Below are 25,686 nucleotides of genomic sequence, written 5' to 3'. Positions count from 1 at the left end.
TGGACAAGGTCGGCAAGGAAGGCGTCATCACGGTCGAGGAGTCGAACACGTTCGGCATCGACCTCGAGCTGACCGAGGGCATGCGCTTCGACAAGGGCTACATCTCGGCCTACTTCGCCACCGACCTCGAGCGGATGGAAGCGGTCCTGGAGGACCCCTACATCCTGATCGCCAACTCCAAGGTCTCCACGGTCAAGGACCTCCTGCCGCTGCTGGAGAAGGTCATGCAGTCCGGCAAGCCCCTGCTGATCATCGCCGAGGACGTCGACGGCGAAGCGCTCTCGACCCTGGTCGTGAACAAGATCAAGGGCACCTTCAAGTCGGTCGCCGTCAAGGCTCCCGGCTTCGGTGACCGCCGCAAGGCCATGCTGCAGGACATCGCCATCCTCACCGGTGGGCAGGTCATCTCCGAGGAGGTCGGCCTGAAGCTCGAGTCGGCCGGCATCGAGCTGCTCGGCCAGGCCCGCAAGGTCGTCATCACCAAGGACGAGACCACCATCGTCGAGGGCGCCGGCGACCAGGGCCAGATCGAGGGCCGGGTCAACCAGATCCGCGCCGAGATCGAGAAGTCCGACTCCGACTACGACCGCGAGAAGCTGCAGGAGCGCCTGGCCAAGCTGGCCGGCGGCGTTGCAGTCATCAAGGTCGGCGCGGCCACCGAGGTCGAGCTCAAGGAGCGCAAGCACCGCATCGAGGACGCCGTTCGCAACGCGAAGGCCGCCGTCGAGGAGGGCATCGTCGCCGGAGGTGGCGTCGCGCTGGTCCAGGCCGGCAACGAGGCCTTCGCCAAGCTCGAGCTCGAGGGTGACGAGGCCACTGGCGCCAACATCGTGAAGGTTGCGATCGAGGCACCGCTGAAGCAGATCGCGATCAACGCCGGCCTCGAAGGTGGCGTTGTCTCCGAGAAGGTCCGCAACCTGACCCCGGGTCACGGCCTCAACGCGGCCACCGGCGAATACGTCGACATGATCGCCGAAGGCATCATCGACCCGGCCAAGGTGACGCGCTCTGCCCTGCAGAACGCCGCCTCGATCGCCGCGCTGTTCCTCACCACCGAGGTCGTCGTGGCCGACAAGCCCGAGAAGGCGCCCGCCATGGGTGGCGGCGGCGACATGGGCGGCATGGGCGGCATGGACTTCTGAGTCCAGCCCTTCCAGCTCCACGCACCACACGCAGGGCCCCGGTCGCTGACCGGGGCCCTGCTGCATGTCCCTGCGATCCAACGGGGGCCAGTTCCCGCGCCGCGCGGAGCGCGACCTGCGGTGGTGGACCCCGACACGCCGGTGACCTCCCCTCTGGGTAGTCCGAAGTGGCCCCGCCGCTCTTCGGTCCTGCTGCCCCGTCCCCCGCAGGGAGGTGAACGGGTGAGGAACGTCGAGGTATGAAGGGGTATGCGCCTTCCCGTCCCTGGACCCAGCGACCTGATCTCCGTGCTGGGCAAGGGGGCCGGTCAGCTCGACCTGCTGCTCGGTACCGTGCCCCGGATGATCGCCCTGCTCGACCGGGCGGAGATCCTCATGACCCGGGCCACGATCGCCATCGACGGTGTCGAGCGCGTCTCCTCACGTGCGTCGGCGGCGATCGACGAGGTCCAGGTGATGTCGGCGCGGGCGTCGGCGGCGATCGACGACGTCGAGGTCGTCTCGGAGCGTGCGAGCGGGGTGGTGGCGCGGACCGGTGGGATCGTGGACGCGGCCGAGGCCCAGGTCGGCCGGCTGACGCCGCTCCTCGACGGGCTCGAGCCGTCGCTCACCAAGCTGCAGCCCACCCTGGACGTGCTGGCCGACACGACCCATCCCGACGAGGTCGCCGCGCTGGTCCGCTTGGTCGACCACCTACCCGAGCTCGCGGCTCGGGTCGAGAACGACGTGTTGCCGGTGATGACCACCCTGGGAAGTGTCGCGCCGGACCTGCACGACCTGCTCGCGGTGTCCCGCGAGCTCAACGACATGTTGGCGAAGCTGCCAGGCGTGGGTCGCATCAAGCGCCGTATCGACGAGCAGCAGGGCGAGGACGGCACCACCGCCACGGTCAAGGACGGCTGATCCGCCCCCGAGCGGGTGGGAGCCACGGAACGACGGGACCGGGAGACGCGTCAGATCGGTGTGGAACAGTGGTTCCACCCGATCGTGGAGGAACAAGATGTCGCGCTGGACGTGGGTCGCAGCAATGGTGGCGAGCGCTGGACTGCTCGGCGGCTGCGGCGGCGCCGACGACACGGCAGCCGACGCACCGGGCGCCAAGGAGACGGCAGAGGCTTCCACCGAGCTCACCCTCCCGCCGGACTCGGCGGGTCGGTGCATGCCGCCCAGCGTCGAGAACCTCCGCGTCCAGGACACGGCTTTCGAGGGCACCGTCACCGCGATGACCGAGCAGGAAGCCACCCTCGAGGTGAGCAGGACGTATGCCGGCACGCCGGCCTCCTCCGTGACGGTCAGCGTGCCCGGCAAGGACATGTCTGACCTCATCCTGGCCGTCGACTTCCAGCAGGGTCAGACCTACCTGATCAGCAGCCTCGACGGGCAGGTCTCGGTCTGCGGACTCAGCGGACCCAAGGACGCGCTTCTCGAAGGCCTCTACCAGGACGCCTACGCAGGCTGACCGCCTCGGGGTCGACGGGCGTCCGGGCCTTGTATGAGCCGCTCAGAAGACGTTGAGCGGGCGGAACTGCACGCTGATGCGGGGGCCGGCGGAGGCCACCTTGGGCACGGCATGCTCCCAGGTGCGCTGGCACGAGCCACCCATCACGAAGAGGTCGCCATGCCCCAGCATCAACGACATGGCCTCGCCGCCGCCTCGCGGCCGCAGCGCGAGCTTGCGCGGGTCGCCGAGCGAGACGATCGCGACCATCGTGTCTCGGGTCTTGCCCCGGCCGATCGTGTCGCCGTGCCAAGCGACCGAGTCGCGGCCGTCGCGGTAGTAGCAACAACCGGCACTGACGAAGGACTCGCCCAGCTCGGGGAGGTAGTGCGCGCTCAACGCGTCGCGCGCGTCCTCGAGGGCCGGGTGCGGGAGGGCCTCGCCGAGGACGTAGGTGTGGAGCAGGCGCGGGACGTCGACGATGCGGTCGTACATCTGGCGCTGCTCGGCGCGCCAGGGCACGTCGCTGACCATGGTCGCGAAGACGTCGTCGGCACCGGCGAGCCAGTTGCGCTGGACGTCGATCCACGCCCCGTCGGACAGCGTCGTCCGCTCGGGGGCGAGCTGCGAAGCGGTCCCGGGCGCGTCGGGGGCCTCAGGCGCGAAGAGGGTCGACTGGAAGTCCACGGCGCGAGCCTAGGTCGAACACGCGTTCGAGACAACCCCCGACGGCTTCCCCAGGGGACATCCCGGTGGCGGAGGTTTGGCAGGGTGCGGGATCGTGGCCCCATGGCGATCACAGGGGTGGGGGACGCGGCCGTCGCCGCGCGGGTGCGGGATCTGACGAAGACCTACGGTAAGGGCGACGCGATGGTGCGAGCGCTCGACGGGGTCACTCTGGACCTGGCGGCGGGAGAGTTCACCGCGATCATGGGCCCGAGCGGCTCGGGCAAGTCCACCTTGATGCACTGCTGCGCAGCCCTCGACAGCGCGACCTCCGGCGAGGTGTTCATCGGCGACCGCGAGCTGGGCCGGCTCAAGGACAAGGAGCTCACCCGGCTGCGGCGCGACGAGATCGGCTTCGTCTTCCAGTCCTTCAACCTGGTGCCGACCCTGAGCGCCCGGGAGAACATCGTGCTGCCTCAGTCGATCGCCCGACGCAAGCCGGACCCCGAGTGGTTCGACGCCGTCATCGACACGGTGGGCATCCGCGACCGCCTCGGGCACCGGCCCAACCAGCTCTCCGGCGGCCAGCAGCAGCGGGTCGCCGTGGCTCGCGCGCTCGTCGGTCGGCCCACCATCGTGTTTGCGGACGAGCCCACCGGCAACCTGGATTCCCAGTCGGGGAAAGAGGTGCTGGAGCTGCTTCAGCGCAGCGCTGCCGACCACGGGCAGACCATCGTGATGGTCACCCACGACCCCGTGGCTGCCTCCTACACCGATCGGGTGGTCTTCCTCGCGGACGGTCGTGTCGTCGACGAGCTGCGCAGTCCCGACCGCGACTCGGTGCTCGACGTGATGGCCCGGGTGTCGGCGCCCGTCGAGGTCTGAGGGCATGTTCCACGCGGCCCTCAAGAGCCTGCTCGGGCGCAAGGTGCGCCTGCTGATGAGCACCTTCGCGATCGTCATCGGCGTCTCCTTCGTCGTCGGCACGCTCGTGTTCAGCGACACCCTGAGCCGGAGCTTCACCGCACTGATGGCCTCCACCGTCGGCGACGTGGTCGTCCGGCCAGAGAACACAGACGCTGCCACGGAGCCGACCACGCGCACGGTCGGTGCGGACCTGGTGGAGGCGCTGGAAGGCGTCGACGGGGCGGCGCGTGTGGACGGCAACGTCACGTCGTTCGGCGTCTACGTGGTCGGCAAGGACGGAAAGCTCATCGGCGGCAACGGCCCGCCCAGCATCGGCGGCAACTGGACCGATGCGCCCGCCGGCCACGATCTCGAGGGGATGGACATCATCGCCGGCCGTGCGCCGGAGAAGGCCGGCGAGGTCATGCTCGACTCGACCGCCGCCGGCGAGGGTGGCTATGTCATCGGTCAGGACGTCAACCTCGTCACCGCCACCGATCGGGGTGCGCTCACCGCCGAGCTGGTGGGGATCATCGGCTTCCCCGACGGCGGTTCGCTCAACGGCGCCACCTTCGCCGCCTTCGACACCGCGACGGCCCAGGACCTGTTCCTCGACGGCAAGGACGCCTTCACCGACATCTGGGTGACGGCCGAGGCGGGCACCAGCCAGGACGAGCTGGCAACAGCGGTGGACAAGGCCCTGCCCAAGGATGTCGAGGCCGTGACCGGTGACGAGGCGGCCGACGAGGCGGCCAGCGCCATCCAGGAGGCGGTCGGCTTCCTGACCACCTTCCTGCTGATCTTCGCCGGCATCTCGCTGGTCGTCGGGGCCTTCCTCATCGTCAACACGTTCTCGATCCTCGTCGCCCAGCGCAGCCGCGAGCTCGCCCTGCTGCGGGCGCTGGGAGCGAGCAAGAAGCAGGTCAACCGGTCGGTGCTGTTCGAGGCGTGCGTGCTCGGTCTCCTGGGCTCGACCATCGGCCTCGGTCTCGGCGTCCTGCTGGCGATGGGCATCCGCACGCTGTTCGCCCAGTTCGGGCTCGACCTGTCCGGCCAGCCGCTGATCATGGCGCCGCGGACCGTTCTGGCGGCGTACGCCGTGGGCGTGGTCGTCACCATGGGCGCGGCCTTCTTCCCGGCCCGCCGGACGACCCGGATCGCGCCCGTCCAGGCCATGCGGGACGACATCGCCATGCCGGACTCGTCGCTGCGGCGCCGGCTCCTGATCGGGATCGTGCTGATCGTGGCGGGGGGCGCAGCACTCGCGGCCGGCCTGCTCGATGCCGTTCCCAGGCCGGGCTACTTCGTGGGCGCGGGCATCCTGGCGATCCTCCTCGGCGTCGCCTCGGCGAGCCCGGTGATCAGCTACCCACTGCTCGCGGCGGCGGCGTGGGCATACGCGAAGCTGTTCGGCTCCATCGGGGCGCTCGCCGGCCAGAACTCGCTGCGCAACCCTCGGCGGACCACCGCGACCTCCTCCGCCCTGATGATCGGTCTCTCGCTGGCGTGCACGATGGCCATCGTGGGCGACTCGGCCAAGGCCAGCGTGGACAAGACGATCGAGGACAACTTCGTCGGCGACTACGTCGTGAGCAGCCTGGTCGGTCAGAGCTTCTCGACGGGGATCGGCAAGCAGATGGCGGAGGTGCCCGGGGTCGAGAGCATCTGGGCGCAGCGCTTCGCCATCAGCCAGATGGACGGTGAGCCGCAGGGCGTGGGCGCCGCCGAACCAGCGACCATGCGCGACGGTTTCAAGGTCGACATGGCTGACGGCGACCTGGCAGACCTAGTCGACGGCACGGTCGTGCTCGACGAAACGTATGCCGAGGAGGAGGACCTGGCGGTCGGGGACGAGCTCACCGTCCAGTTGGCCGACGGTCCGACCAAGATGGAGGTCGTGGGGCTCTTCGCGGAGAACCCCATCCTGTTCTTCCCGATCGTCACGACACCCCAGACCCTGATCGACGCCGGTTATCGGGATTCCGACAACTTCCTCATCATCGACAGCGACGCGGGGACGTCGGGTGTCCAGGAGGCTCTGGAACAGGTCGTGGCGAAGTCGCCGATCGTGACCGTCAAGGACCAGCAGGGGTTTGCAGCCGAGCAGCGGAAGCCGATCGACCAGCTGGTGCTGATGATCTTCGCCCTCCTGGGGCTCGCCCTGTTCATCGCGGTCCTGGGCATCGTCAACACCCTGGCCCTCTCGATCATCGAGCGGACTCGCGAGGTCGGGCTCCTGCGCGCCATCGGGGTCAGCCGGCCGCAGCTGCGCCGGATGGTGACCCTGGAGTCGGTGGTCATCGCCGTGCTGGGCGCCGTGCTGGGGGTCGTGATGGGCATCGGGTTCGGGATCGCCCTCATGCACTCGCTCCGTGAGGAGGGCCTCGAGGTGATCTCCGTGCCCTTCGGCCAGCTGGCGACCTTCCTGGTCGTCTCCGTCGTGATCGGCGTGTTCGCAGCCATCCTGCCGGCGCGTCGTGCTGCGAAGCTGGACGTCCTCAGGGCGATCGGCGCCGAGTAGTTCAACCGACGCCAACATTTCCTTTACCATGCGCTTTGAAGAAATCAACACACGCGCCGCTTTCGGGCCTAATCTTCTCCTGTGGTGGACACCGTGATCGTGAAGCGCGCCGAGAGCGAGCTCAAGCACGTGCAGGTCCGCGAGTATGTCCGGGGGCTCATCTCCGAGGCGGCTCCCGGTTCAGCTGCACCCTCCGAGCGCGAGCTCGTGGCGCGTTTCGGCGTGGCTCGGATGACCGTGCGCCAGGCGCTTGACGCCCTGGTCGGCGATGGCCTGCTCGAGCGGGTGCCGGGTCGTGGCACCTTCGTGACGCAGCCCCGGCGCAGCGTCGGGCTGCTCTCGTCCTTCACCGAGGACATGAAGCGACGCGGCCTGCTGCCTGAGTCGCAGACGCTCCTTGCGCGTCGTGAGCAGGCGGGCCCCGGCGTTGCCCGCGCCCTGGGCATCTCGCCCGGTGACGCCGTCATCCACTGGAAGCGGTTGCGCCGCGGTGACCAGCAGGTCGTCTGCGTGGAGGACGCCTATCTCAACGAGGTGCTTCTTCCCGGCTTCCTGCAGACCGGGATGCCCACCAGTCTCTACGACGCGCTCCGGGACCGCGGCCTCCGTCCGACCTGGGCCGAGGATGCCATCTCGGCGGACGCCGCCACGCTCGAGGAGGCCACCCAGCTCGAGATCGAGCCCGGCGACCCCGTGCTTCACCTCTCGCGTCGGGCGCTCTGCGGCGACATGGTCGTCGAGGTCTCTCGCAGCACCTTCCGGCACGACCGCTTCATCATGCACGTCCAGCTCGGCGACGCAGGCTGACGCTGAGGCCCGCCATCACCCCTGGCCTCCGACGAGTCGAGCGATCTCGTCGCTGACGTTGGCGCGGGCCCGCTCCTCCCACACCGCCCGGCCCTGCGGCGTACGGAAGAGCGACGGGCCGTCCAGGAGGTCGGCGAGCACCTTCGCCCGCGCTGCGCAGAAGGCGGCGTCGGGGACGTGCGCATACTCACGGCGAACGTCGCGGGTGTAGCTCGCGTATCGCGACGGGCTCGCCGCCAGGATGGCCAGGTCGGCATCGCTGAGCGCTGCTGCGTTCAGGTCGTCAGGGAATGCTTGGTGGTGCACGGTCATGCGCACCAGCCGGGCCACCTCCGCCGCGGGTGGATCGGGGAGCAGCGCCTCGGCGAGCTGGGCCGACCTGTCCTCGGCGTCGGCCCGCCCGTCGTAGACGGCGTCATGGAACCAGGCTGCGAGCACCACCGGGACCCGGTCGAAGACGGCACCTTCGCGGTCGAGGTCGTCCAGCCGGTCGAGGACCTCGGTCAGATGTCTGAGGTCGTGGTAGCCCGGCCGGTCCCAGGCGACGAGCAGCTCGTCGCGGACGTCGTGCAGCGCCCGCAGCGGCCAGCGATCACCCAGCGACGTCACGTCTCGACCCTAGTCCCGCCGGCCCCGCCGTCGCGCGTGAGTCGGGGCCGAGTCGTCAGGGAGCGACGTCGAGGTCCGCGGCGTCGATGATGCGGTAGGCGTAGCCCTGCTCAGCCAGGAAGCGCTGGCGGTTCTGGGCGAAGTCGGCGTCGACGGTGTCGCGCGAGACGACGGTGTAGAAGTGTGCGGTCTTCCCCTCGGCCTTGGGGCGGAGCAGACGGCCGAGACGCTGTGCCTCCTCCTGCCGGGACCCGAACGAGCCGCTCACCTGGATCGCCACCTCCGCCGAGGGCAGGTCGATGGAGAAGTTGGCGACCTTGGACACGACGAGCAATGACAGCTCCCCGGACCGGAAGGCCTCGAAGAGTCGCTGCCGCTCCTTCACCGGTGTCTCGCCCTTGATCACCGGCGCGTCGAGCAGCTCCGCGAGCTCGTCGATCTGGTCGATGTACTGACCGATCACGAGGGTGGGCTGCCCTTGGTGCTGCTCGACGAGGCGGCGTACGACATCGATCTTGGCGTGGGTGCAGGACGCGAGGCGGTAGCGCTCCTCGGGCTCGGCGGTGGCGTAGGCGATCCGCTGCCCCTCGGGGAGCGTCACGCGGACCTCGACACAGTCGGCGGGGGCGATCCAGCCCTGCGCCTCGATGTCCTTCCAGGGGGCGTCGTAGCGCTTGGGCCCGATGAGGGAGAAGACCTCGCCCTCGCGGCCGTCCTCGCGCACGAGGGTCGCGGTCAGGCCGATGCGGCGGCGTGCCTGCAGGTTGGCCGTCATGCGGAAGATCGGGGCCGGGAGCAGGTGGACCTCGTCGTAGACGATCAGCCCCCAGTCGCGGGCGTCGAGCAGCTCGAGGTGCGTATAGACGCCCTTGCGTCGCGTCGTCAGCACTTGGTACGTCGCAATGGTGACGGGCCGGACCTCCTTGACGGATCCCGAGTACTCGCCGATCTCGTCGGCGGTCAGCGAGGTCCGCTTGATGAGCTCGTCCTTCCACTGGCGCGCGCTCACGGTGTTGGTCACCAGGATCAGCGTGGTGGCCTTCGCCTCAGCCATGGCGGCCGCGCCGACGATGGTCTTGCCGGCGCCGCAGGGAAGCACCACGACGCCGGAGCCGCCGTGCCAGAAGGACTCGACTGCCTCCTGCTGGTACTTCCGGATCGCCCAGCCGTCCTCGACCAGCGAGATGGGGTGGGCCTCGCCGTCGACATACCCCGCGAAATCCTCGGCGGGCCACCCGAGCTTGAGCAGCGCCTGCTTGAGGTTGCCGCGCTCGGAGGCGTGCACGAGCACGGTGTCGTCGTCGACGCGGTTGCCGAGCATGCCGGCGATCTTCTTGGCGCGCAGCACCTCCTCGAGGACCGGCCGGTCGGTGCTGCTCAGCACCAGCCCGTGGGTCGGGTGCTTCTCGAGGCGCAGACGGCCGTAGCGGCCCATCGTCTCGGCGATGTCGACGAGCAGTGCGTGGGGGACGGCGTAGCGGCTGAACGTCAGCAGCGCGTCGACGACCTGCTCGGCGTCGTGGCCCGCGGCCCGTGCGTTCCACAGTCCCAGCGGGGTCAGACGGTAGGTGTGGATGTGCTCGGGGGAACGCTCGAGCTCCGCGAAGGGCGCGATCGCCTTGCGGGCGTCGCTGGCGAGCGGGTGGTCGATCTCCAGCAGCAGCGTCTTGTCGCTCTGGACGATCAGGGGGCCGTCATTCACCGACCCAGCCTACGGGGGAGGCCTCAGGGCCGACGCCAGCCCGCGGGGCTTCGGACCCGTTGCGCTGGTCTCACCTTCCGCAGGGCCCGTGGAGTCAGGGCGGCAAGACCGACCTGGTCAACGCAGCTCTCCTCTGCTGAAGCCCGCTTGCGGTGCCACGCACGGACACGGACGATGGGTTCATCGGATCGGTGACCGCTACGAATCCAGCCGCCTCCCGCGCGAGCGCTCCTGCCGTTGGCGTCGACTGACGGGTCACCCAAGGCATCTACCGGAAGGGAGGGGCTTGGACGGGCATGCGCGTGACGGGACGTCGTACGTCTTCGCCACCTCCTGCAACCGATCAATCCTCGCCGAGGTGCTCGATTCCGCCACGGGTACGTGATCGGGGCTGCTGGCCGTCACCCGCTCATCGGCGGATCCGGACGTGGCGGCACAACGCTCAATGAGGCAGATCCGTACGCCCGCCTTGGCCGCGCAATGCTGCCGACCGGAGTTCGGGTTGCCCGACGCTGAACAGTCACTCGGCCTCCGTAACCGCCCGCTCGCCAGTGGTCGGGTCGCCGAGCAGTATCGGTCCGGCGTGCTGCTGAGCAGTGACACCGTTGACCAGCGGGGTGATCAGTCGCTCGACCCCGAGCGCCAGCACGGTCATGAATCCGCAGCCAATCATGATCATCGCGATGAACGCCGACGACCAGCCGTGGTTGAGCATGACGCCGGCGACGACTGGTCCCAGGATCGTGCCGGCCTGGAAGGCGCCCGCACTGACAGCGTTGTAGCGACCTCGGAGGTGGTCGGGGGCCATGTCGTTGGTGATCGCCGGGATCGTCGGCTGCAGCAATGTCTCGCCCAGCGCGAACAGGCCGTTGAAGGCAAGCACGCCGATCGCGGCTGCGAGGGTCCCCGGGACCAGCCCAGTCAGCCCGAGGGTCAGCCACGCGGCGGCCCACAGAGCGCTCATCACCACAAGAACACGGGTGCGCCGTCGGCCACTGATCCGCCGGAGCACCACGAACTGCAGAAGCACGATCACACCGGTGTTGACGGCGAACCCGAAGCCGATGACCCGGGTCGACACCTCGCTCACCGAGCGCGCGAACGCGGGCAGTCCGGCCTCGATCTGGCCGTAGCCGACGAAGGTGCCGAGGAACGTCAGGCCAGTCAGCCAGATGACGGCCGGCTGACGCAGGATTGCGAGATACGACTCTCCGGTGGCGTCCTCATCCGTCGGCTTCTCGGCAAGGCCCTGCACATGTCGAAGCGGTCCGAGAAGCAAGAAGATCGGCACCAGCATGCAGGCAGCGTCGGCCAAGAAGATCACCGTGAACGTGGTCGGGTCGGTGACATCTGCGTAGAACCCCCCGATGATGCCGCCGACACCGATGCCGAGGTTGATCAGCGCGAAGTTGATGCCGAAGTACTGCTGGCGTGTGTCGCCGGTCGTCACGGCGGCGACGAGCGCGTTGAAGGCCGGCCATGAAACGCCGAAGTTGACTCCCAGGAACGCGAAGCCCACCGCGAAGAGTGTCGGTGTCGTCGCGAAGGCGATCACCGCGCAGCCGATCATCTGGCAGGTGGTCGAGAACAGCAACATGCGGCGGGCACCGATCCGGTCCACCAGCGCACCGCCGGGTCCGGTCACGGCGAGTGCCACCACGGCAATGAACGCCATGAGGATTCCGGCGAGGTCGAGCGAGATCCCGCGGACCTCATTCATGTAGATGATCGTGAACGGCAGCGTCAGACCCCGGCCCAGCGTCTGGACCACGACGGTGGACAGCAGCCAGCGGCCTTCAGTGGACAATGCTTCCCAGAACGCGCGCGCTCCTGGTCGCTCGGCGGTCGGCGTCGTACTCACGACAGCGATCCTGCCCCGTGGGCCGGACAATCAACGACTCGTTGTCGGACGTGACGCTCTGGCGGTGCGAGTGGGCCCGACTGGCCCGGGCGGAGCGAAAGAGCACAAGCCCCCGCGAGAACGGCGAGGGACGACCCCGAGGCCAGATTCGAGGCCCGGAAGACCTATGAAGCGAATGGGTTCAGCGACATTCCCACACGGACGCGGCACGCCCATAGGCGTTCCGCAACTGCGCACGCGTCTAGATCGCCGCAGCAGCCTTCTGCCGGGCGCGGTAGGCAGCGACGTTGGCCCGCGACGAGCAGCGGTCCGAGCAGTAGCGCCGCGACTGGTTGGGGGAGGTGTCGACGAACACGTGGTCGCACTTGACCGCCTGACAGGTCCCGAGGCGGGTCGCGCCGAGGTCGCACACGAGGTTGGCGAGCCCCATCAGCGCCTCGCTGATCAGCAGCTCGGAGACCGACGCAGCGCGGTTGGCCACGTGCATGTGGAGGTCGTCGGGGTCGTGGTCGCTGATCATCGGCGTAACCGGGTGCTGGATGAGGAGGTCGTTGAGTGCCGTGACGACAGTTCGGACGTCGCCGCGGTCGGAGGCCTCGAAGACCGGACGCAGCTGCGACTGGAAGGTCTGCAGCGCTGAGAGGTCCTGCTCGGTGACCTGCAGCTGGAGCCACGAGCGCGGGGTGAGGTGGCTCAGCAGCGCGTCGACGTCGGGCAGCTCGGTGTTGAGCAGCGCCGCCGACGACTCGGCATACCGGATGAAGTCCACCTGACCACTCTACGTTCGGGGCGATGCGAGCGGAGTGACGGTGGTGATGCGGTGTACGGCGAAGAGTCGCTCGTCGTCGCTTCGGTGGTCGTGCGCGCTGAGCTGGCCACCCTCGAGGCGCAGCGGCTCGATGACCCGGTCGGAGCTGGCTCCGTGGTTGTCGACGTAGCCGATGACCACCGTCTCGCCGCCCTCGATGGCTTCGCGGAGCGCGACGAGCGCGCTGGAGGGCGTGGTCGCGATCGCCGGTGAGGCGGGTCGACTGGCCTCGGCACGATCACCGCTGCGGATGGCGGTGACGACCGAGGCGACGGTCGCCTGGGCGCGGGCCTGTGCTGCCCCTCGGGTGCGCGACGTGCGTGGCCGGCGGGCTCGCAGCAGGTCACGGCGCGCGACCCGCACGCTGCCGTCCGGGGCCTCGACCACAGGGGCCGTGCCGAGCTCGCGCAGCCTGGGCAGCAGCACGTCGATGGGCATGGTGGAGATCACCACCGTGGGTGCGATCCGGCGCAGCCCGAGGCTGGTCGCCTTCGGGTGGTGCATCAGCTCGGTGAGGGCCGACTCGTCGTCGGCCCGGAGGAACGACTCGGCCTGCCCGACCCGGATGGTGCCGAAGGTCCGGGCGACGTCGTCGACCAGGTAGGTGAGCGGCTGGGGGATCGGAGTGCGCGATACGGAGCCGATGAAGTCGTGGACCTCCAGCGCCGACCAGCCGGCGTCGAAGGCTCGTCGCACCGAGCCGTTGGTGAAGCGATAGACCGTGGCCCCACCGCGGGACTCGACGTCGGCCAGGAGGTGCAGCGTCCGGGCGAGCTCGGTCTCCAGCGGGCCCGGGGCCACGGCGGTCAGGTCGGCCTGCAGGAGCACGTGGTCGACCGGGTGGGGGAGGTGCGGGGTGATGGCGACCAGGGCGGCGTCGTGGTCGTGGGCCACGATCGCCCGGCCGGCCTGGGAGAGGCCACCGGCTCCGACGAGTCCGAGCAACCCGGCTTCGTGCACGGCTGCGGCCACGAGGTCGCGGTGCACGGACGGGCGCCGGGGACGGAGCCACGCGACGCGCTCGACGATCGAGGGCACGCCGGTGCCGGTCGCGAGCACGGACCCCTCGTCCAGTCCCACGAGCTGCGCCAGCGCGAGCGACCTGGCGTCCGGCGCCATCGTGCTCGACAGGTCGGGCGCAAGGGCGTTCCACGACTTGCCGGCCGGGTCGCGCGTGCCGATCAGGCTCGGCAACCGGGTCGTGTCGAGCCAGGCCAACGCGAGGGCGACCCAGCGCTCGGCCGTCGAGCCCGCGGCCCAGGTGTCGAAGGAGTCGGTCGGCAACCACACCTCGTTGCCCTCGGGATCGGTCGCCGACGTGAGGAGGCCGGCAGCCGTCGCGACCTCGATGATGAGTCCCGCCTCCGGCACCGTGACCTGGAGCTCGGCCGCCGCCGCCTTCAGGTCGCGGACGCCGAGTCCGCCGCCGCGGAGCATGCTGGGCGGTTGCAGGCCCCAGTGGTCGAGCAGGAGCTCTGTGCGGCGTACGGCATCGAACGCTGCACCTCCTGCAGTGCGGTCGACCAGCGACTGCTCACGTCGGGTGGTGGCGAGCGGAGGGACCTCGTCGCGTGGGGTCGTCGTGGTGTGACCACCCCGCAAGGCGATCCCGACCTCACCCGGCAGCACCAGTACGCCGCCGTCGCGCGGGACGAGGAGGCGACGGGCGATGAGCTCCTCGACCGGAGTGGCGGCGTCGGCGGGCGACACGGTCCGCCTGGCTGTCCCGGTCGTGCCCTCGCCGCCGCTGACCAGGACGTGGTCGAGCAGCGCTCGTGCACGGAGGCTGATCGCGGCCAACCGGGCGTCGATGTCCGGGGCCGGGTCGGGCGACATGGGCCGCAGCCCGCTCACCCCCGCGGACTCGTCGCCCCGTAGGGCGTCGGCGACGGCGCTGAGGGCGCGGAGCCCGCCGGGTGATTCCCAGACGAGCGCCAGGTCCGTCAGGCGCTCGATCGCGGCTCGCGTGGCGCCGGCGTCGGCATGCACGATCTCGACGAGTTCGGCCTCGCTGGTTTGGTTTGCGACCACGAGGGCATCAAGCACGGAGAGCTCGAGACGAGTGAGGTCGTCGAGCGCCCGGAGGACAGAGGAACGAGTTGCAGCACGCGACGCCAGCTGCGCCGAGTCATGAGGCGCCGGAGTGGCCAGATCCGGACGCAGGCCGAGCAGCGCCGCGAGGCGGTCATCCGGCCAGCGGCGCAATTGGTCTGCCAGCGTCCGCGGGGGCGCCTGTTCGTTGCTCGACATCCCTTCTACGCTACTCGCCGGGCCCACGCCGTGGCTCATCGTCGACGGACACGAGGCAGGCACATGAAGACGGTTGATCTGCACCATGGCGCCGCCTCTGAGATCGGTCACGTGCGCAAGGTCAACGAGGACTCGTTCCTGGTGGCGCCTCCCGTCTTCGTCGTCGCCGACGGCATGGGCGGCCACTCCGGCGGCGACGTCGCCAGCCGCATCGTCGTCGAGGAGTTCGGCCGGCTCGCCGAGGAGGGCTACGACCCCCGCCGCGGGGCGGAGCACGTCGCCGGTGCCTTCTCACGTGCTCAGGCCCGGATCCTCGACTACGGCGAGGCGCAGCGCGGCGAGAACACACGCTGGCACGCGGGGACGACCTGCGTCGCCGCGGTGCTGGTGGCGGACCAGGAGGACACGTCCTGGCTGCTGGTCAACCTCGGCGACTCGCGGATCTACCGCTTCAACAACGGCGAGCTGCACCAGGTCAGCGTGGACCACTCGGTGGTGCAGGAGCTGATCGACGCCGGCGAGATCACCGCGCTGGAGGCGACGACCCATCCCGAGCGCCACGTCATCACCCGAGCGCTCGGGAGCCCGGAGGGGGTCAGCCCCGACTTCTTCCTGCTGCCCCTGACGGCCGCCGAGCGCCTGCTGCTCTGCAGCGACGGGATCACCGGGATGATCGACGACTCCGTGATCGCTGGGATCCTGGACCGCATCCACGACCCTCGTGATGCCGCCGACGCCCTCGTCCAGGCCGCCCTCGATGCCGGTGGCGTCGACAACGCGACCGCCGTGGTCATCGATGTGGTGGGATTGGTTCACGATGATTCCTACGACTCCGCGCGCCAGCGGGCGAGTCTTGAAGACAAGCTGGGGGCTCGACCGTGAGTGACAAGGCCGCGCACAGGACGACCTTCGCTGCGGGCGACTGGTATGCCGTCGTGGGCGAAGAGGTCACCGTCCTGGTGCCGCCAGCGGCGCGGTCCCGGGTGGCCGGGCTCTGGGACATCGCGGACGGCGGCGGGTCCTTCGAGGAGGTCCTGGACGGCCTCCTCGCCGACGGCCTGAGCAGCCTCGAGGGCTTCGTCCTCGTCGGTCACGGCGAGCGCACCCGAGTGCTGGTGCGCGGCGACGTCGCCGCCACCTTCAGCACCGCCCACGGAGAGGTCGCGTTGGCCCACGAGCCCGACTCGATGTGGGCCGACCGCACCCTCGACGGCGTGACGGGTGGCCGGATCACCGTGGGTGACGCCGTCCTCGAGGCCGACCTCGCGCTGGTGGCCGGAGTGGCTCGCGCCGGAGCGGTCCAGTTCGGCGAGCGGCCCCTCGGGACCGACGGCACGCAAGCCCACGAGCCGGCACACGTGCCGGCAACACCGCAGGAGCCGGAGCACGCCGCCGAAGAAGCACCGGAGCTGGAGCCGACGCCGGAGCCCGTGCCCGTGCCCGCCCCGGACCCGGAGCCAGCGCCCGTCCCGGAGCCCGCGCCCCAGACTGTCGAGCCCGAGCCGTTGTCGTTCGGCTCCCCGCTGGCCGATGACCCGGCGACCACGGGGGAGCAGCCGGCGGTGGTCGACCCATCGCCGTACCCCGCGGACGACCACGACGGCCAGACCAGCGTGGCCCCCCCGGTCGAGGACTTCGCGCGGCCAGTCCCGGGCACCCCTGGGCACGAGCTCGCTCCGTCGGTCGTGGCTCGCCCGGTCGCCAGGCTGGTGGTCTCCACAGGTGAGGTGGTCGACGTGGACCGGGTGATCCTCTTCGGCCGCGCCCCCGAGGCTCGGGCCTTCGCCTCGAGCGACCAGCCCCGGCTGGTGACGGTGGCGAGCCCGAATCACGAGATCTCGTCCACACACCTCGAGATCCGTCCCGGCGCGGGCGCCGACCACGGGATGGCCGTCGTCACCGACATGGGTTCGACCAACGGCACGGTCCTGGTCCAGCCCGGCCTACCGCCCGAGGACCTCCAGGCCGGTATGGCCGTCGCACTGATCCCCGGGGCGATCCTCGACCTCGGCGACGGCGTGACCATCCAGACGACCAACCCGTGAGTGCAGCAGGTCCGCAGGTGAGCCACGCCCCGGTCGCGGCGACGACCTATCCCGTCGCCGAGCTCGAACGGCGCTTCTACGCGTTCGCGATCGACCGCGTGCTGACGTCGCTGCTGGTGGCCCTGGCGGGCGTCGGGGGCTGGTTCCTGCTGGACGACGGCTGGCAGGCCGTAGGCGTCGCCGCGACCGTCATGGCGACCCTGTGGCTGGTCCTCGCGATCCTCGTCGGAGCCACGGGCAGCAGCCCGGGCAAGTCGATGACCGGCCTCCGCGTCGTCCACCACGGCACCGGGACGCCGATCGGGGTCGGGCGCGCCCTGCTGCGCTCGACCGTGCTGGCCCTGGCAACCGTGCCGACCTTCGCCCTGGGGCTGGTGACGCTTGCCTGGACCGCTGTCGAGGACCGCGGCCGACAACGCCGGGGCTGGCACGACCACCTCGCTCACTCCGTGGTGGTGGACGTGCGACCGGTCGACCTGCACGTCGACGACGTGGACGACTCCCCTCGACACGTGGTCAACCTGACGGCGATGCGCCTCATCCCGGCGCCGCCCGTCGAAGCTGCCACGCCCTCGCGCCGAACGACCTCGGAGCAGTCGGTGCGACGGACGCTCGTGCCGCCCGACCTCCAGCCTCTGCCCGGCACGCAGGTGGCCCAACAGCAAGCGGCGCGACCAGTCGGTCCCCAGCCGGCCGTGCCGCCCCATTCCCAGCCTCCGTTCCAGCCTCCGCCCCAGTCCCAGTTCCAGCCTCAGCCCCAGTTCCAGCCTCCGCCCCAGGCCCAGTTCCAGCCCCCGCCGGCACCGGCGCGCCGCTCCCCTGCCGAGGACGGCCGCACGGTGGTGCGTCCCAAGGCGGGTGTACCGACGGGGCCGCGATGGCGAGTCACCTTCGACAACGGTGAGACCTTCGTGGTGGAGGGCCTGGCCCTGGTGGGGCGCCGACCCGAACCGCGGTCGGGTGAGCAGGTGCACCACCTGGTGCCGCTGGCGTCGGCGGACATGTCGGTCTCCAAGACGCACGCGCAGTTCGGCCCGGCGACCGACGGGGTACTGGTCGTGATGGACCGCGGGTCGACCAACGGGTCGGTCCTGGTCCGTCAGGGCGTGACGAAGCCGCTGGCGCCCGGCAAGCCCGCCACTCTGGTCGAGGGCGACACCGTCTCGTTCGGTGACCGACAGATGACGGTCAGCCGCGAGTCCTGAGCCGACTCAGCGGCTGATCGCGACCGGGATCCGGGTGTGCGAACCCCGGGCCCCGCGCCACACGATCCAGCCGTCGTCGAAGCGACTGGGGTTGCCGCCACCGGTGACCGTGATGCGCACGGAGGCCGACTCGCCGGGCCCGAGCCGCAGCGCCACCGGGGTCGTCCGCACGCGGTGCCGGACGAAGCCTCGGGCGCTGACCGAGAAGTACTCGGCGCGGGTGCCCAGGTTGGTGACGCGCCGGGTGGTCGTACCACCGCCCCGCATGATGATCGAGGAGACGTTGAGGTCTTCCCAGGACACGTCCTCCAACGCGTCGCGGTAGCGAGTCGGCGCGATGTCGAGGGCCAGCCCGGGCCTGGGCAAGGACGCCCGGACCCGACCCGCACCCTGGACGAGGGTGGAGGTGCCCGCCAGCGGCCTGGCGGTGGTCGTCAGCACGGACCGGACCACCGACGCGGACCAGTGGCCGTGCTTGGCGCGCAGCAACGCCGCCACGCCACTCGCACGGGCACTGGCTGCCGAGGTCCCCGAGAACAACGCCCAGGCGTCGGGTACGGCGCCGAGGACCCCCTCGCCGAGAGCCACGACGTCGGGCTTGAGCAGGCTCGCGCGGTCGTCCCCCGGGGCTGACCAGCGCGCCGCCTCCGATGCGTCCTTCTCGATGCCGACGCCTGCAAGGCGCACGGTCGTGCGGTCATGGCGCTTCATCCACCGCGTCAGGCGGGTCCCGTCGGCGACGGACAGCTGGACCGTCGGCACGGTGTGGAAGTCATCGACCAGGGCACCGGGGCGGTCGTTGACCAGCACCATGGCGACGCCGTCGGCCAGCGCGACTGCCTCGGACTTGTCGACGCGACCGATGCCGCCGCGCAGGCAGGCCACCGCACGCCCGGCGACCTGGCGCGCATCGAGCGAACCCGGCAAGCAGCGGCGGGCGTCCTCGGTCGGGGCCCCGTCGGCGGCGACGTCGGCCCCGAGCACCAGCGCCACCGGCCCGAGCTGACGACGCGAACGGCTCGCACCGGTGAAGGCGGGACCGCCGACGACCGACACCCGACCGCGCAGTGTGTTGCCGCGGGCGGCGCCCACCGTGGTCACCCAGGGCGACGCGTGCGCCGCGAAGGCGGACCGACCGTTGCCCGCGGCGCCGACGACGACGATGTCCGCCTCGGCCGCGCCCAGCAGGGCACGCTCCACCGTGTCGGTCGTGGTCGGCCCCGCCACGGCCACGTTGAGGACGTCGACGCCGTCCGCGGTGGCCTGGTCGATCGCGGACACCAGGTCGGCTGTCGAGCACCCGTCATCGGCTGGGTCGGGAGCAGCCCAGCAGGCCTTGTAGGGCGCGACCTTCGCCTGCGGTGCCACACCGCTGAAGCTCGTCATCGTCCGGCCGTTCATCAGCACCGAGACGTCGGAGTTGCCGGCTGCCACCGAGGCGACCTGGGTGCCATGGCCGACGACGTCGAGTGCCGACAGGCTCTCCGACGACCGGATGCGATCGGGACCGAAGCCCTCGACCCACCAGCCGGCGCCGACGACCTTGCGGTTGCAGGTGGATGCGGGCCACCCCTCGCCGGGTGAGCAGGTGCCGGAGAACCCAGCGCGGGTCTCGCCGAGTCCACGCACCTCGCTGAAGAGCGGCGAGTCGGGCGCGATGCCCGAGTCGACGAACCCGATCACGACCCCGGAGCCGCCTGCGCCTCTCGAGGCCCGGGGGTCCGAGGACCGGCTGAACCGGACGGCGGAGAGGTCCACGTGCCCCGCCATCGGCCGCACCGTGTTGGCCTCGATCGCGGCGACGTCGTCGTTGGACTCGAGTGCGGTCACCTGGTCAGCGGTGAGCTCGACGGCGAACCCGTTGAGGGCGGTGGTCCAGCGGTAGGCCGTGGCGGGGCCGCCGATGGTCTCGAGGACGGCGTCCTGGCGGGCCAGCAGGACGGCCTGCGCGTCCGGTGCCCCCGTCACCGGCGGCGTCGCTGACGTGCCCGGACCGGTGAGGGTGACGAGGTGCAGGCCCGGCACCTCCTCGTCGGCTGCGTGCGCCGGTGAGCCGGCGAGCGCGCTCGCGGCGAGGACCCCGGCGACCACTCCGGGCAGCACGATGCGAGCCGCTCGGTTCACGGTGCGGGTCGTCGTCACGATCGCTCCTCGGTGTGGTGCGGGGTTTGCGGGCAGGGCCGGTCATTGTCGCTCAGTGATGCCCAACCGTCCATGGTGTCAGGGAGACCGGTGGAATCAAAGGGCCGGCCGGAGCGCCTAGGCTGCTGGGTATGCCCTCTCCCGCCCCCGCGCTCGTGGTGGGCTTCGACCTCGACATGACACTGATCGACACCGTGCCGGGTTTCACCGCCACCCTGGAGGCGCTCGGCCTCGAGCTCGGGGTCACCTTCCCGGTGCTCGAGCTGGCGAGCAACCTGGGCCCGCCGCTCGACCTGATGCTCACCCCGCACCTCGCCCCCGAAGCCGTCGGTGCGGCGATCGACCGGTTCCGCGAGCTCTACGTGGACCACTCGATCATCCCGGTGCCTGTCCTGCCCGGCGCCCACGAGGCGCTCGCCGCCGTACGCAGCCATGGCGGCCGCGTCGTGGTCGTGACCGGGAAGTTCGGGCCCAACGCGCAGCGCCACGTCGACCACCTGGCGCTCGACATCGACCACCTCGAGGGCAAGGTCTGGGGCCTCGGCAAGGCGGACGTGCTTCGCGCGCAGGGGGCGTCGGTCTACGTCGGTGACCACGTCCATGACGTCGAGGGTGCGCTCGCAGCGGGTGTCACCAGTGTCTCCGTGCTCACCGGGGGCTGCAACCGAGACGACCTGGTGGCCGCCGGTACGCACGTCGTGCTCGACTCCCTCGACGAGTTCCCCGAGTGGCTCGACGAGCACGTCCTCGACCTGCGCCTGGCCGCCCTCGAGGAGCGCCTGCGCGAGCTGGGCTCGGTCCTCGTCGCCTTCAGCGGCGGTGCCGACAGTGCCCTCCTGCTGGCTGCCGCCGTACGCGCCCTCGGGCCCGACCGGGTCGTGGCGGCCACCGGCTACTCCGACTCTCTTCCGGCGGTCGAGCGTGACCCGGGACGTGACTTCGCGGCCTCGCTCGGCGTGGAGCTGTTGACGCCGCGCACCCACGAGGTGGAGCGCGAGGGATACCGCGCCAACTCGAGCGAGCGCTGCTACTTCTGCAAGGCCGAGCTGATCGAGACGCTCGAGCCGCTCGCCGTCGAGCGCGGCATCCGCCACGTCGCCACCGGTACCAACGCCGACGACGCGGTCGCCGGTTTCCGTCCCGGCATCCGGGCGGCCGCCGAACGAGGGGCGGTCACCCCCCTGCTGGACGCCGGCCTCACCAAGGACGACGTGCGCCGCGCGTCCAGGCGCTGGGGACTGCCGACCTGGGACAAGCCGGCGGCCGCCTGCCTCTCGTCGCGGATCGCCTATGGACTGGAGGTGACGCCGCACCGGTTGGGACGGGTGGAACGGGCCGAGGTCGCCGTACGCGCCGTCCTGGCAGAGTCCGGCACCCCCGTGCGGGACCTCCGGGTCCGAGACCTGGGGGAGCGGGCCTCGATCGAGGTGGACGCCGCGCTGCTCGAAGGACCCCTCGCGCCGGGCTCGCCGAACGCTGAGGCCGTACGCCGAGCCGTGCTCACCGCCGGGTTCGACCGTGCCGAGGTGGACCCTCGAGGCTTCCGCTCCGGGTCGCTCAACGAGGAGCGTCCAAGGCGTAGGCCCACCGCGTGAGGTCCACCGGAGCCAATCGGTTGGCTAGTGGATGTGCGGTCGGCCTAGAGTTTGCCCGCGATCGCGAACGCCGTCGCCTCGAGACGTTGTAGAAGAAGAGGTCAGACCCGTGCCCACTGGCAAGGTGAAGTGGTTCGACGCCGACAAGGGATTCGGCTTCCTGTCGCAGGACAGCGGGCCGGACGTCTACCTGCACGCCGACGCGTTGCCCGACGGCATGACCACGATCAAGAACGGCACCCGCGTCGAGTTCGGGATCGCCCAGGGCCGCCGTGGCGACCAGGCGCTCCAGGTCCGTGTCATCGATGCGCCGGCGTCGGTCGCCCGCAACCAGCGCAACTCGCAGCGCAAGGACCCCGAGACCATGACGGCGATCGTCGAGGACCTCATCCGCCTGCTCGACGGTGTCGGTGAGACCTATCGACACGGCCGCCACCCGGAGCACAAGACGGCCGCACCGACGGCCAAGCTCCTGCGTGCCCTGGCCGACGAGCTCGAGCTCTGAGACGAGCCCGGGTCGACGCCTGGGATCACGCGCCGCCCGGCGACGTCCCGATCCGGGCGGGCCGGCTGACGAAGACGAAGATCGCCCATGCCGCAAGTACGCCACAGGCGATCCCGAGTCCCAGCCGTGGCATCAGCGGCATCGCGATGCCGACGAAACCGCCGATCACCCACGCCAGCTGGAGGGTGGTGTCGGATCGCGCGAAGGCGCTGGCCTGGATGCGCTCGGGGACGTCACGCTGGATCGTGGAGTCCAGGGACAGCTTGGCGAGCGACTGTGCGAGCCCGGCCGTCAGACCGAGCACGATGAGCGGGACCAAGCCGTAGAAGAGCGCAGCGATCAGCACCACGACGGCATCCGCCAGCAGCGCCAGGACGACCGTCATCGCCGGGTCGATTCGCTTGAGCACCGAGCCGAGCGTGATGCCGAGCGTGTTGCCCAGGCCCGCCGCCCCGATGACGAGCCCGAGCAGGACCTCCGGTCGCCAGTCGTCGATCGGGTTGTCCCGCAGCAGGAACGCCATGAACATGGTGAGGAAGCCGGACAGCCACCGTGGCCCGCAGTTGGCCCGCAGGGCGAAGGCGACCGCGGCAGGGATCCGGGTCTTGGGTCGCTTGCCGGGGGTCTCCGGGCGACGGTCCCGGACCGCCGGCATCAGCACCAAGGTGCCCTCGCCGGCGCTGGAATCGACGCGTGAAGGCAGCCGGATCGCCCAGATGGTGGCCAGCACGAAGACCACGAACGCATAGCGCAGGGACCAGTCCGACCCCGCGGTCGAAGCCAGCACTGCGATCGGCGCCGACACTGCGGCGCCCACGACGCCCGCCAACGAGACCCGGGCGTTCGCCTTGACCAGGGTCAGTGACGGCGGGAGGAGCCGGGGCACGGCCGCGGCCCGGGTCACGCCATAGGCCTTTGACGCCACCAGGCAGCCCAGTGCGGCGGGGAACAGCCATCGGGACTCGGTGGCGACTGCGGTGGCCAACACCCAGCAGAGGAAGGCCCGAATGGCCATCGTGGAGCCGATCGCCCACCGGCGTCCGTGGCTGAAGCGGTCCAGGAAGGGGCCGATCAGGGGCGCGACGATCGCGAACGGCAGCATCGTGAGCCCGAGGAAGAGCGCGACCTGACCGCGGGCCTCGCCGGTCGGGACCTGGAAGAAGAGCGTCCCGGCGAGAGAGATCGCGATGGCGGCGTCACCGGCCGCGTTGATGGCGTGGAGCCCGATCAGGCGCGAGAGGCCGGAGTCGCCGGCCCCCTCGGCCCGGGCAGCTCGCACGGCCTGGTGCACGGTGTAGCGACCTGCGCGTCCGGTGACGCGCGTCGCGCCGGCGACCCCGCGGCCGACTCCGCGGCTGGCGGCCCTGGCTCCCCTGCCTGCGCCTCGACCGGCCGCCCGCACACCCCGGCCGGCGCCGGCCAGTCGATCTCGAGCGTGGGTGTCGCTCGACGGCGGCTTGGGGGTCATGGGTCAATCCTGCCGTGTTGGTGGGTCCGCGAGGCGCAGCAGGGCGCGCGCCATACGTGCCAGAAGTGACGGCGAAGAGGCACCGGCCCCCGGCGTTTGTCATGATGTCCGTGTGATCGACGTAGCGCAGACCTCGCCCGACCCCGTTCTTGCCGGGGCGGAGGATGTCGCACGCGCCGCCGCGCTCGACCTGGCGGGTGCCGCCGACGTCGGCGATCACCTCGGTGTCGAGCGCGAGGGCGAGCTCGTTGTCACCCACCTCTTCGCCTGCACCCGACTCGGCTACCTCGGGTGGCGCTGGTCGGTGACCCTGAGCCGGGCGCTGGACTCGGACGTGCCGACCGTCAACGAGGCCGTGCTGCTGCCGGGCGAGGAAGCGATCGTGGCGCCGTCGTGGGTGCCCTACAAGGAGCGGCTCCAGCCCGGTGACCTCTCGCCCGGCGACCTGCTCCCGGTCGAGGACGAGGACCCGCGCCTGGTCCCGACCTACTCGTTCGGCGACGACCCGCTCGACAGCGACGCGAAGGCGCAGGTGCGTCAGGTCGCCCAGGACCTCGGCCTCGGCCGCGTCCGCACCCTCTCGATCGAGGGGACCGACATGGCAGCCGTTCGTTGGTACGAAGGCGACGGCGGCCCGGAGTCCCCGTTGGCGAAGAACGCGCCCGAGTCCTGCTGGTCCTGCGGCTTCCTGGTGCGCATCTGCGGTCACCTCGCCGACACGTTCGGTGTCTGCGCCAACGGCAACGCCAACGACGACGGCCGGGTCGTGTCTTTCGACCACGGCTGTGGGGCGCACTCCGAGGTCAAGCTGGCCCGCAAGCAGCAGCCCATCCCCGTCCCGGACCACGTCTTCGACACGTTGACCGACGACGAGTTCGTGTCGCTCTAGGCCGGTTCCCCGCCAGCCGCGGAGAGCACCCATACTGCGTACTCGTCGTTCGGCGGGTGCAGCTCGTAGCTCCCGAACCGCCAGTCGACCCGGAGCCCTGCCGCCTCGACGTCCGCGACGAACTCGTCGGCCGGGTAGACCCGGCTGCCTTGCCTGGTGCCGTGCAGGTGGAACCCGGCCAGCACGCGTCCACCCGGGGCCAGCAGGGACCTCAGGTGAGCCAGCACGTGGCGCTCGGTGTCCTGGCCGAGATAGATGAGCACGTTGCCGACGAGCAGGACCAGGTCGAAGCCGGGGAGCTCCGGGAGGTCCAGCGCCTGATGGGGCAGGACGTCGAGATCGGCGTACGTCGCCCGCGACTGCTCACGCAGAGCCGCGTCCGGCTCGGTGGCGACGACCTCGTGACCTCGAGCCGCCAGCGCGGCTGCGACCCGGCCCATGCCGGAGCCGACGTCCAGGATCCGGGCGCCACGGGGGACCATCGCGTCGGCAAGACGAGCCTCCCCGTCGATGTCGGAGCCGTCGGCCACCCGGGTGGCGAAGCTCTCGGCATAGCCGCGGTTGCGTTCGCCGGCGAGCTCCCACCGGGTCGGTGGCCGGGTCACGCGGTCTCGCGCTCGGCGCGGGCCTTGCGGCGACGCCGGCAGTACTCGACCCCGAAGAGGCCGATGCCGAACCCGGCCAGGCAGGTCCAGAGCCACCACGTCCGGCCGCTGTCCTCGAGGGCGCCGTAGAAGGGCAGCAGGGCGACGAAGGCGACCAGCCAGATGGCAGCGCCGACCTCGCTGGTGCGCACACCGTCCACGTCCAGCGGCGCGACGTTGGCGACGATGTAGGTCCGGTTGCCGATCGCGTGCTGGGTCGTCTGGTCGTCCCTCAGCTCCATGCCGCCACGCTACCGGTCTGGTCCGGCGAGCTCCACTGAACACCTACCGGCCGGTTTCTGCTTGAATCTCCATTCGTGACCAACAAGACCCTTGCCCCCACGTCCTCGAACCGCGGCGGCATCGACGGGTTCTTCAAGATCACCGAAAGAGGGTCCACCCTGTCGCGCGAGGTCCGCGGCGGGCTCGTGACCTTCCTGACGATGGCCTACATCATCGTCCTCAACCCGCTGATCCTCGGCT

Annotated in this window: 22 protein-coding genes and 1 pseudogene; 13 read left to right on the top strand and 10 right to left on the bottom strand. The window is 70.6% G+C overall.

What is annotated here, in order from left to right; all coding sequences use genetic code 11:
* From groEL to JWN68_RS06145, 3 genes are all read left to right on the top strand, one after another.
* The coding region (gene groEL, locus JWN68_RS06155) for a chaperonin GroEL (protein WP_297736195.1) at positions 1–1,142 on the top strand (1,142 nt) is incomplete at its 5' end.
* Between the two features lie 249 nt (positions 1,143–1,391).
* Positions 1,392–2,045, top strand: a complete 654-nt coding sequence (locus JWN68_RS06150; RefSeq protein WP_297736193.1) for a hypothetical protein — start codon at positions 1,392–1,394, stop codon at positions 2,043–2,045.
* Between the two features lie 97 nt (positions 2,046–2,142).
* Entirely contained in the window at positions 2,143–2,601 is a 459-nt protein-coding gene (locus JWN68_RS06145; protein ID WP_297736191.1) for a hypothetical protein, read from the top strand.
* A gap of 42 nt (positions 2,602–2,643) precedes the next feature.
* Here JWN68_RS06145 and JWN68_RS06140 read toward each other — a convergent pair whose 3' ends face one another.
* Positions 2,644–3,183, bottom strand: coding sequence for an alpha-ketoglutarate-dependent dioxygenase AlkB (locus JWN68_RS06140; protein ID WP_366519756.1), 540 nt, complete (start codon positions 3,181–3,183; stop codon positions 2,644–2,646).
* A 186-nt stretch (positions 3,184–3,369) separates the two neighbouring features.
* On the opposite strand from JWN68_RS06140, the gene JWN68_RS06135 reads away from it, so the two are divergent.
* From JWN68_RS06135 to JWN68_RS06125, 3 genes are all read left to right on the top strand, one after another.
* The gene (locus JWN68_RS06135) at positions 3,370–4,131 is read left to right on the top strand and encodes an ABC transporter ATP-binding protein (RefSeq protein ID WP_297736187.1); all 762 of its coding nucleotides are present in this window, start codon (positions 3,370–3,372) and stop codon (positions 4,129–4,131) included.
* A gap of 4 nt (positions 4,132–4,135) precedes the next feature.
* Positions 4,136–6,673 (top strand): ABC transporter permease, encoded by a 2,538-nt coding sequence (locus JWN68_RS06130; protein WP_297736185.1) that lies wholly within the window; start codon positions 4,136–4,138, stop codon positions 6,671–6,673.
* Positions 6,674–6,754: 81 nt separating this feature from the next.
* Positions 6,755–7,480 carry a GntR family transcriptional regulator gene (locus JWN68_RS06125; protein WP_297736183.1) on the top strand — a complete coding sequence of 242 codons (726 nt, stop codon included), beginning with the start codon at positions 6,755–6,757 and terminating at the stop codon, positions 7,478–7,480.
* Between the two features lie 15 nt (positions 7,481–7,495).
* On the opposite strand, the gene JWN68_RS06120 is transcribed toward JWN68_RS06125, so the two are convergent.
* The 5 genes from JWN68_RS06120 to JWN68_RS06100 form a co-directional block, all read right to left on the bottom strand.
* The gene (locus JWN68_RS06120; protein ID WP_297736181.1) at positions 7,496–8,089 is read right to left on the bottom strand and encodes a hypothetical protein; all 594 of its coding nucleotides are present in this window, start codon (positions 8,087–8,089) and stop codon (positions 7,496–7,498) included.
* A gap of 55 nt (positions 8,090–8,144) precedes the next feature.
* A complete protein-coding gene (locus JWN68_RS06115) occupies positions 8,145–9,791 on the bottom strand; it encodes a DNA repair helicase XPB (RefSeq protein ID WP_297736179.1) in 1,647 nt (548 codons plus the stop codon).
* A 520-nt stretch (positions 9,792–10,311) separates the two neighbouring features.
* Complete coding sequence (locus tag JWN68_RS06110; RefSeq protein ID WP_297736177.1) at positions 10,312–11,652, bottom strand: MFS transporter; 1,341 nt, start codon at positions 11,650–11,652, stop codon at positions 10,312–10,314.
* A gap of 241 nt (positions 11,653–11,893) precedes the next feature.
* On the bottom strand, positions 11,894–12,421 hold the full coding sequence (locus JWN68_RS06105) for a CGNR zinc finger domain-containing protein (protein WP_297736175.1): 528 nt from the start codon (positions 12,419–12,421) through the stop codon (positions 11,894–11,896).
* A gap of 9 nt (positions 12,422–12,430) precedes the next feature.
* Positions 12,431–14,710 (bottom strand): helicase C-terminal domain-containing protein, encoded by a 2,280-nt coding sequence (locus JWN68_RS06100; protein WP_297736173.1) that lies wholly within the window; start codon positions 14,708–14,710, stop codon positions 12,431–12,433.
* Positions 14,711–14,773: 63 nt separating this feature from the next.
* Between JWN68_RS06100 and JWN68_RS06095 the strand changes: the two genes are divergently transcribed.
* From JWN68_RS06095 to JWN68_RS06085, 3 genes are read left to right on the top strand one after another with little or no spacing between them, the layout of a single operon-like run.
* On the top strand, positions 14,774–15,592 hold the full coding sequence (locus JWN68_RS06095; protein ID WP_297736171.1) for a protein phosphatase 2C domain-containing protein: 819 nt from the start codon (positions 14,774–14,776) through the stop codon (positions 15,590–15,592).
* Positions 15,589–16,755: a hypothetical protein gene (locus JWN68_RS06090; RefSeq protein ID WP_297736168.1), complete on the top strand. Its 1,167-nt coding sequence runs from the start codon at positions 15,589–15,591 to the stop codon at positions 16,753–16,755. Before JWN68_RS06095 ends, JWN68_RS06090 begins: the two co-directional genes overlap by 4 nt.
* Positions 16,752–17,960 (top strand): RDD family protein, encoded by a 1,209-nt coding sequence (locus tag JWN68_RS06085; protein WP_297736166.1) that lies wholly within the window; start codon positions 16,752–16,754, stop codon positions 17,958–17,960. Before JWN68_RS06090 ends, JWN68_RS06085 begins: the two co-directional genes overlap by 4 nt.
* A 6-nt stretch (positions 17,961–17,966) precedes the next feature.
* Here the strand turns inward: JWN68_RS06085 and JWN68_RS06080 are convergent, their stop codons facing one another.
* Positions 17,967–20,102 carry a S8 family serine peptidase gene (locus tag JWN68_RS06080; protein WP_297736164.1) on the bottom strand — a complete coding sequence of 712 codons (2,136 nt, stop codon included), beginning with the start codon at positions 20,100–20,102 and terminating at the stop codon, positions 17,967–17,969.
* 131 nt (positions 20,103–20,233) lie between these two features.
* Between JWN68_RS06080 and JWN68_RS06075 the strand changes: the two genes are divergently transcribed.
* Together JWN68_RS06075 and JWN68_RS06070 are read left to right on the top strand one after the other, a co-directional pair.
* The gene (locus JWN68_RS06075) at positions 20,234–21,697 is read left to right on the top strand and encodes a haloacid dehalogenase-like hydrolase (RefSeq protein WP_297736162.1); all 1,464 of its coding nucleotides are present in this window, start codon (positions 20,234–20,236) and stop codon (positions 21,695–21,697) included.
* Positions 21,698–21,806: 109 nt separating this feature from the next.
* Positions 21,807–22,202 (top strand): cold-shock protein, encoded by a 396-nt coding sequence (locus JWN68_RS06070; protein WP_297736160.1) that lies wholly within the window; start codon positions 21,807–21,809, stop codon positions 22,200–22,202.
* 25 nt (positions 22,203–22,227) lie between these two features.
* Here JWN68_RS06070 and JWN68_RS06065 read toward each other — a convergent pair whose 3' ends face one another.
* Positions 22,228–23,670: an MFS transporter gene (locus tag JWN68_RS06065; protein ID WP_297736157.1), complete on the bottom strand. Its 1,443-nt coding sequence runs from the start codon at positions 23,668–23,670 to the stop codon at positions 22,228–22,230.
* Between the two features lie 112 nt (positions 23,671–23,782).
* Here JWN68_RS06065 and JWN68_RS06060 point away from each other — a divergent pair, with 112 nt between their 5' ends.
* On the top strand, positions 23,783–24,559 hold the full coding sequence (locus JWN68_RS06060; protein WP_297736154.1) for a DUF3027 domain-containing protein: 777 nt from the start codon (positions 23,783–23,785) through the stop codon (positions 24,557–24,559).
* Here the strand turns inward: JWN68_RS06060 and JWN68_RS06055 are convergent.
* Together JWN68_RS06055 and JWN68_RS06050 are read right to left on the bottom strand one after the other, a co-directional pair.
* Positions 24,556–25,164 (bottom strand): class I SAM-dependent methyltransferase, encoded by a 609-nt coding sequence (locus JWN68_RS06055; protein WP_297736152.1) that lies wholly within the window; start codon positions 25,162–25,164, stop codon positions 24,556–24,558. The genes JWN68_RS06060 and JWN68_RS06055 overlap by 4 nt on opposite strands.
* Positions 25,161–25,445, bottom strand: a complete 285-nt coding sequence (locus JWN68_RS06050; RefSeq protein ID WP_297736149.1) for a DUF2530 domain-containing protein — start codon at positions 25,443–25,445, stop codon at positions 25,161–25,163. Before JWN68_RS06050 ends, JWN68_RS06055 begins: the two co-directional genes overlap by 4 nt.
* A 75-nt stretch (positions 25,446–25,520) precedes the next feature.
* On the opposite strand from JWN68_RS06050, the pseudogene JWN68_RS06045 reads away from it, so the two are divergent.
* Positions 25,521–25,686, top strand: a pseudogene (locus tag JWN68_RS06045) (NCS2 family permease); the annotation flags it as partial.

Source organism: Nocardioides sp. (assembly GCF_025964975.1).
Taxonomy (GTDB): Bacteria; Actinomycetota; Actinomycetes; order Propionibacteriales; family Nocardioidaceae; genus Nocardioides.
This window is presented reverse-complemented; position numbering and strand designations above follow the sequence as displayed.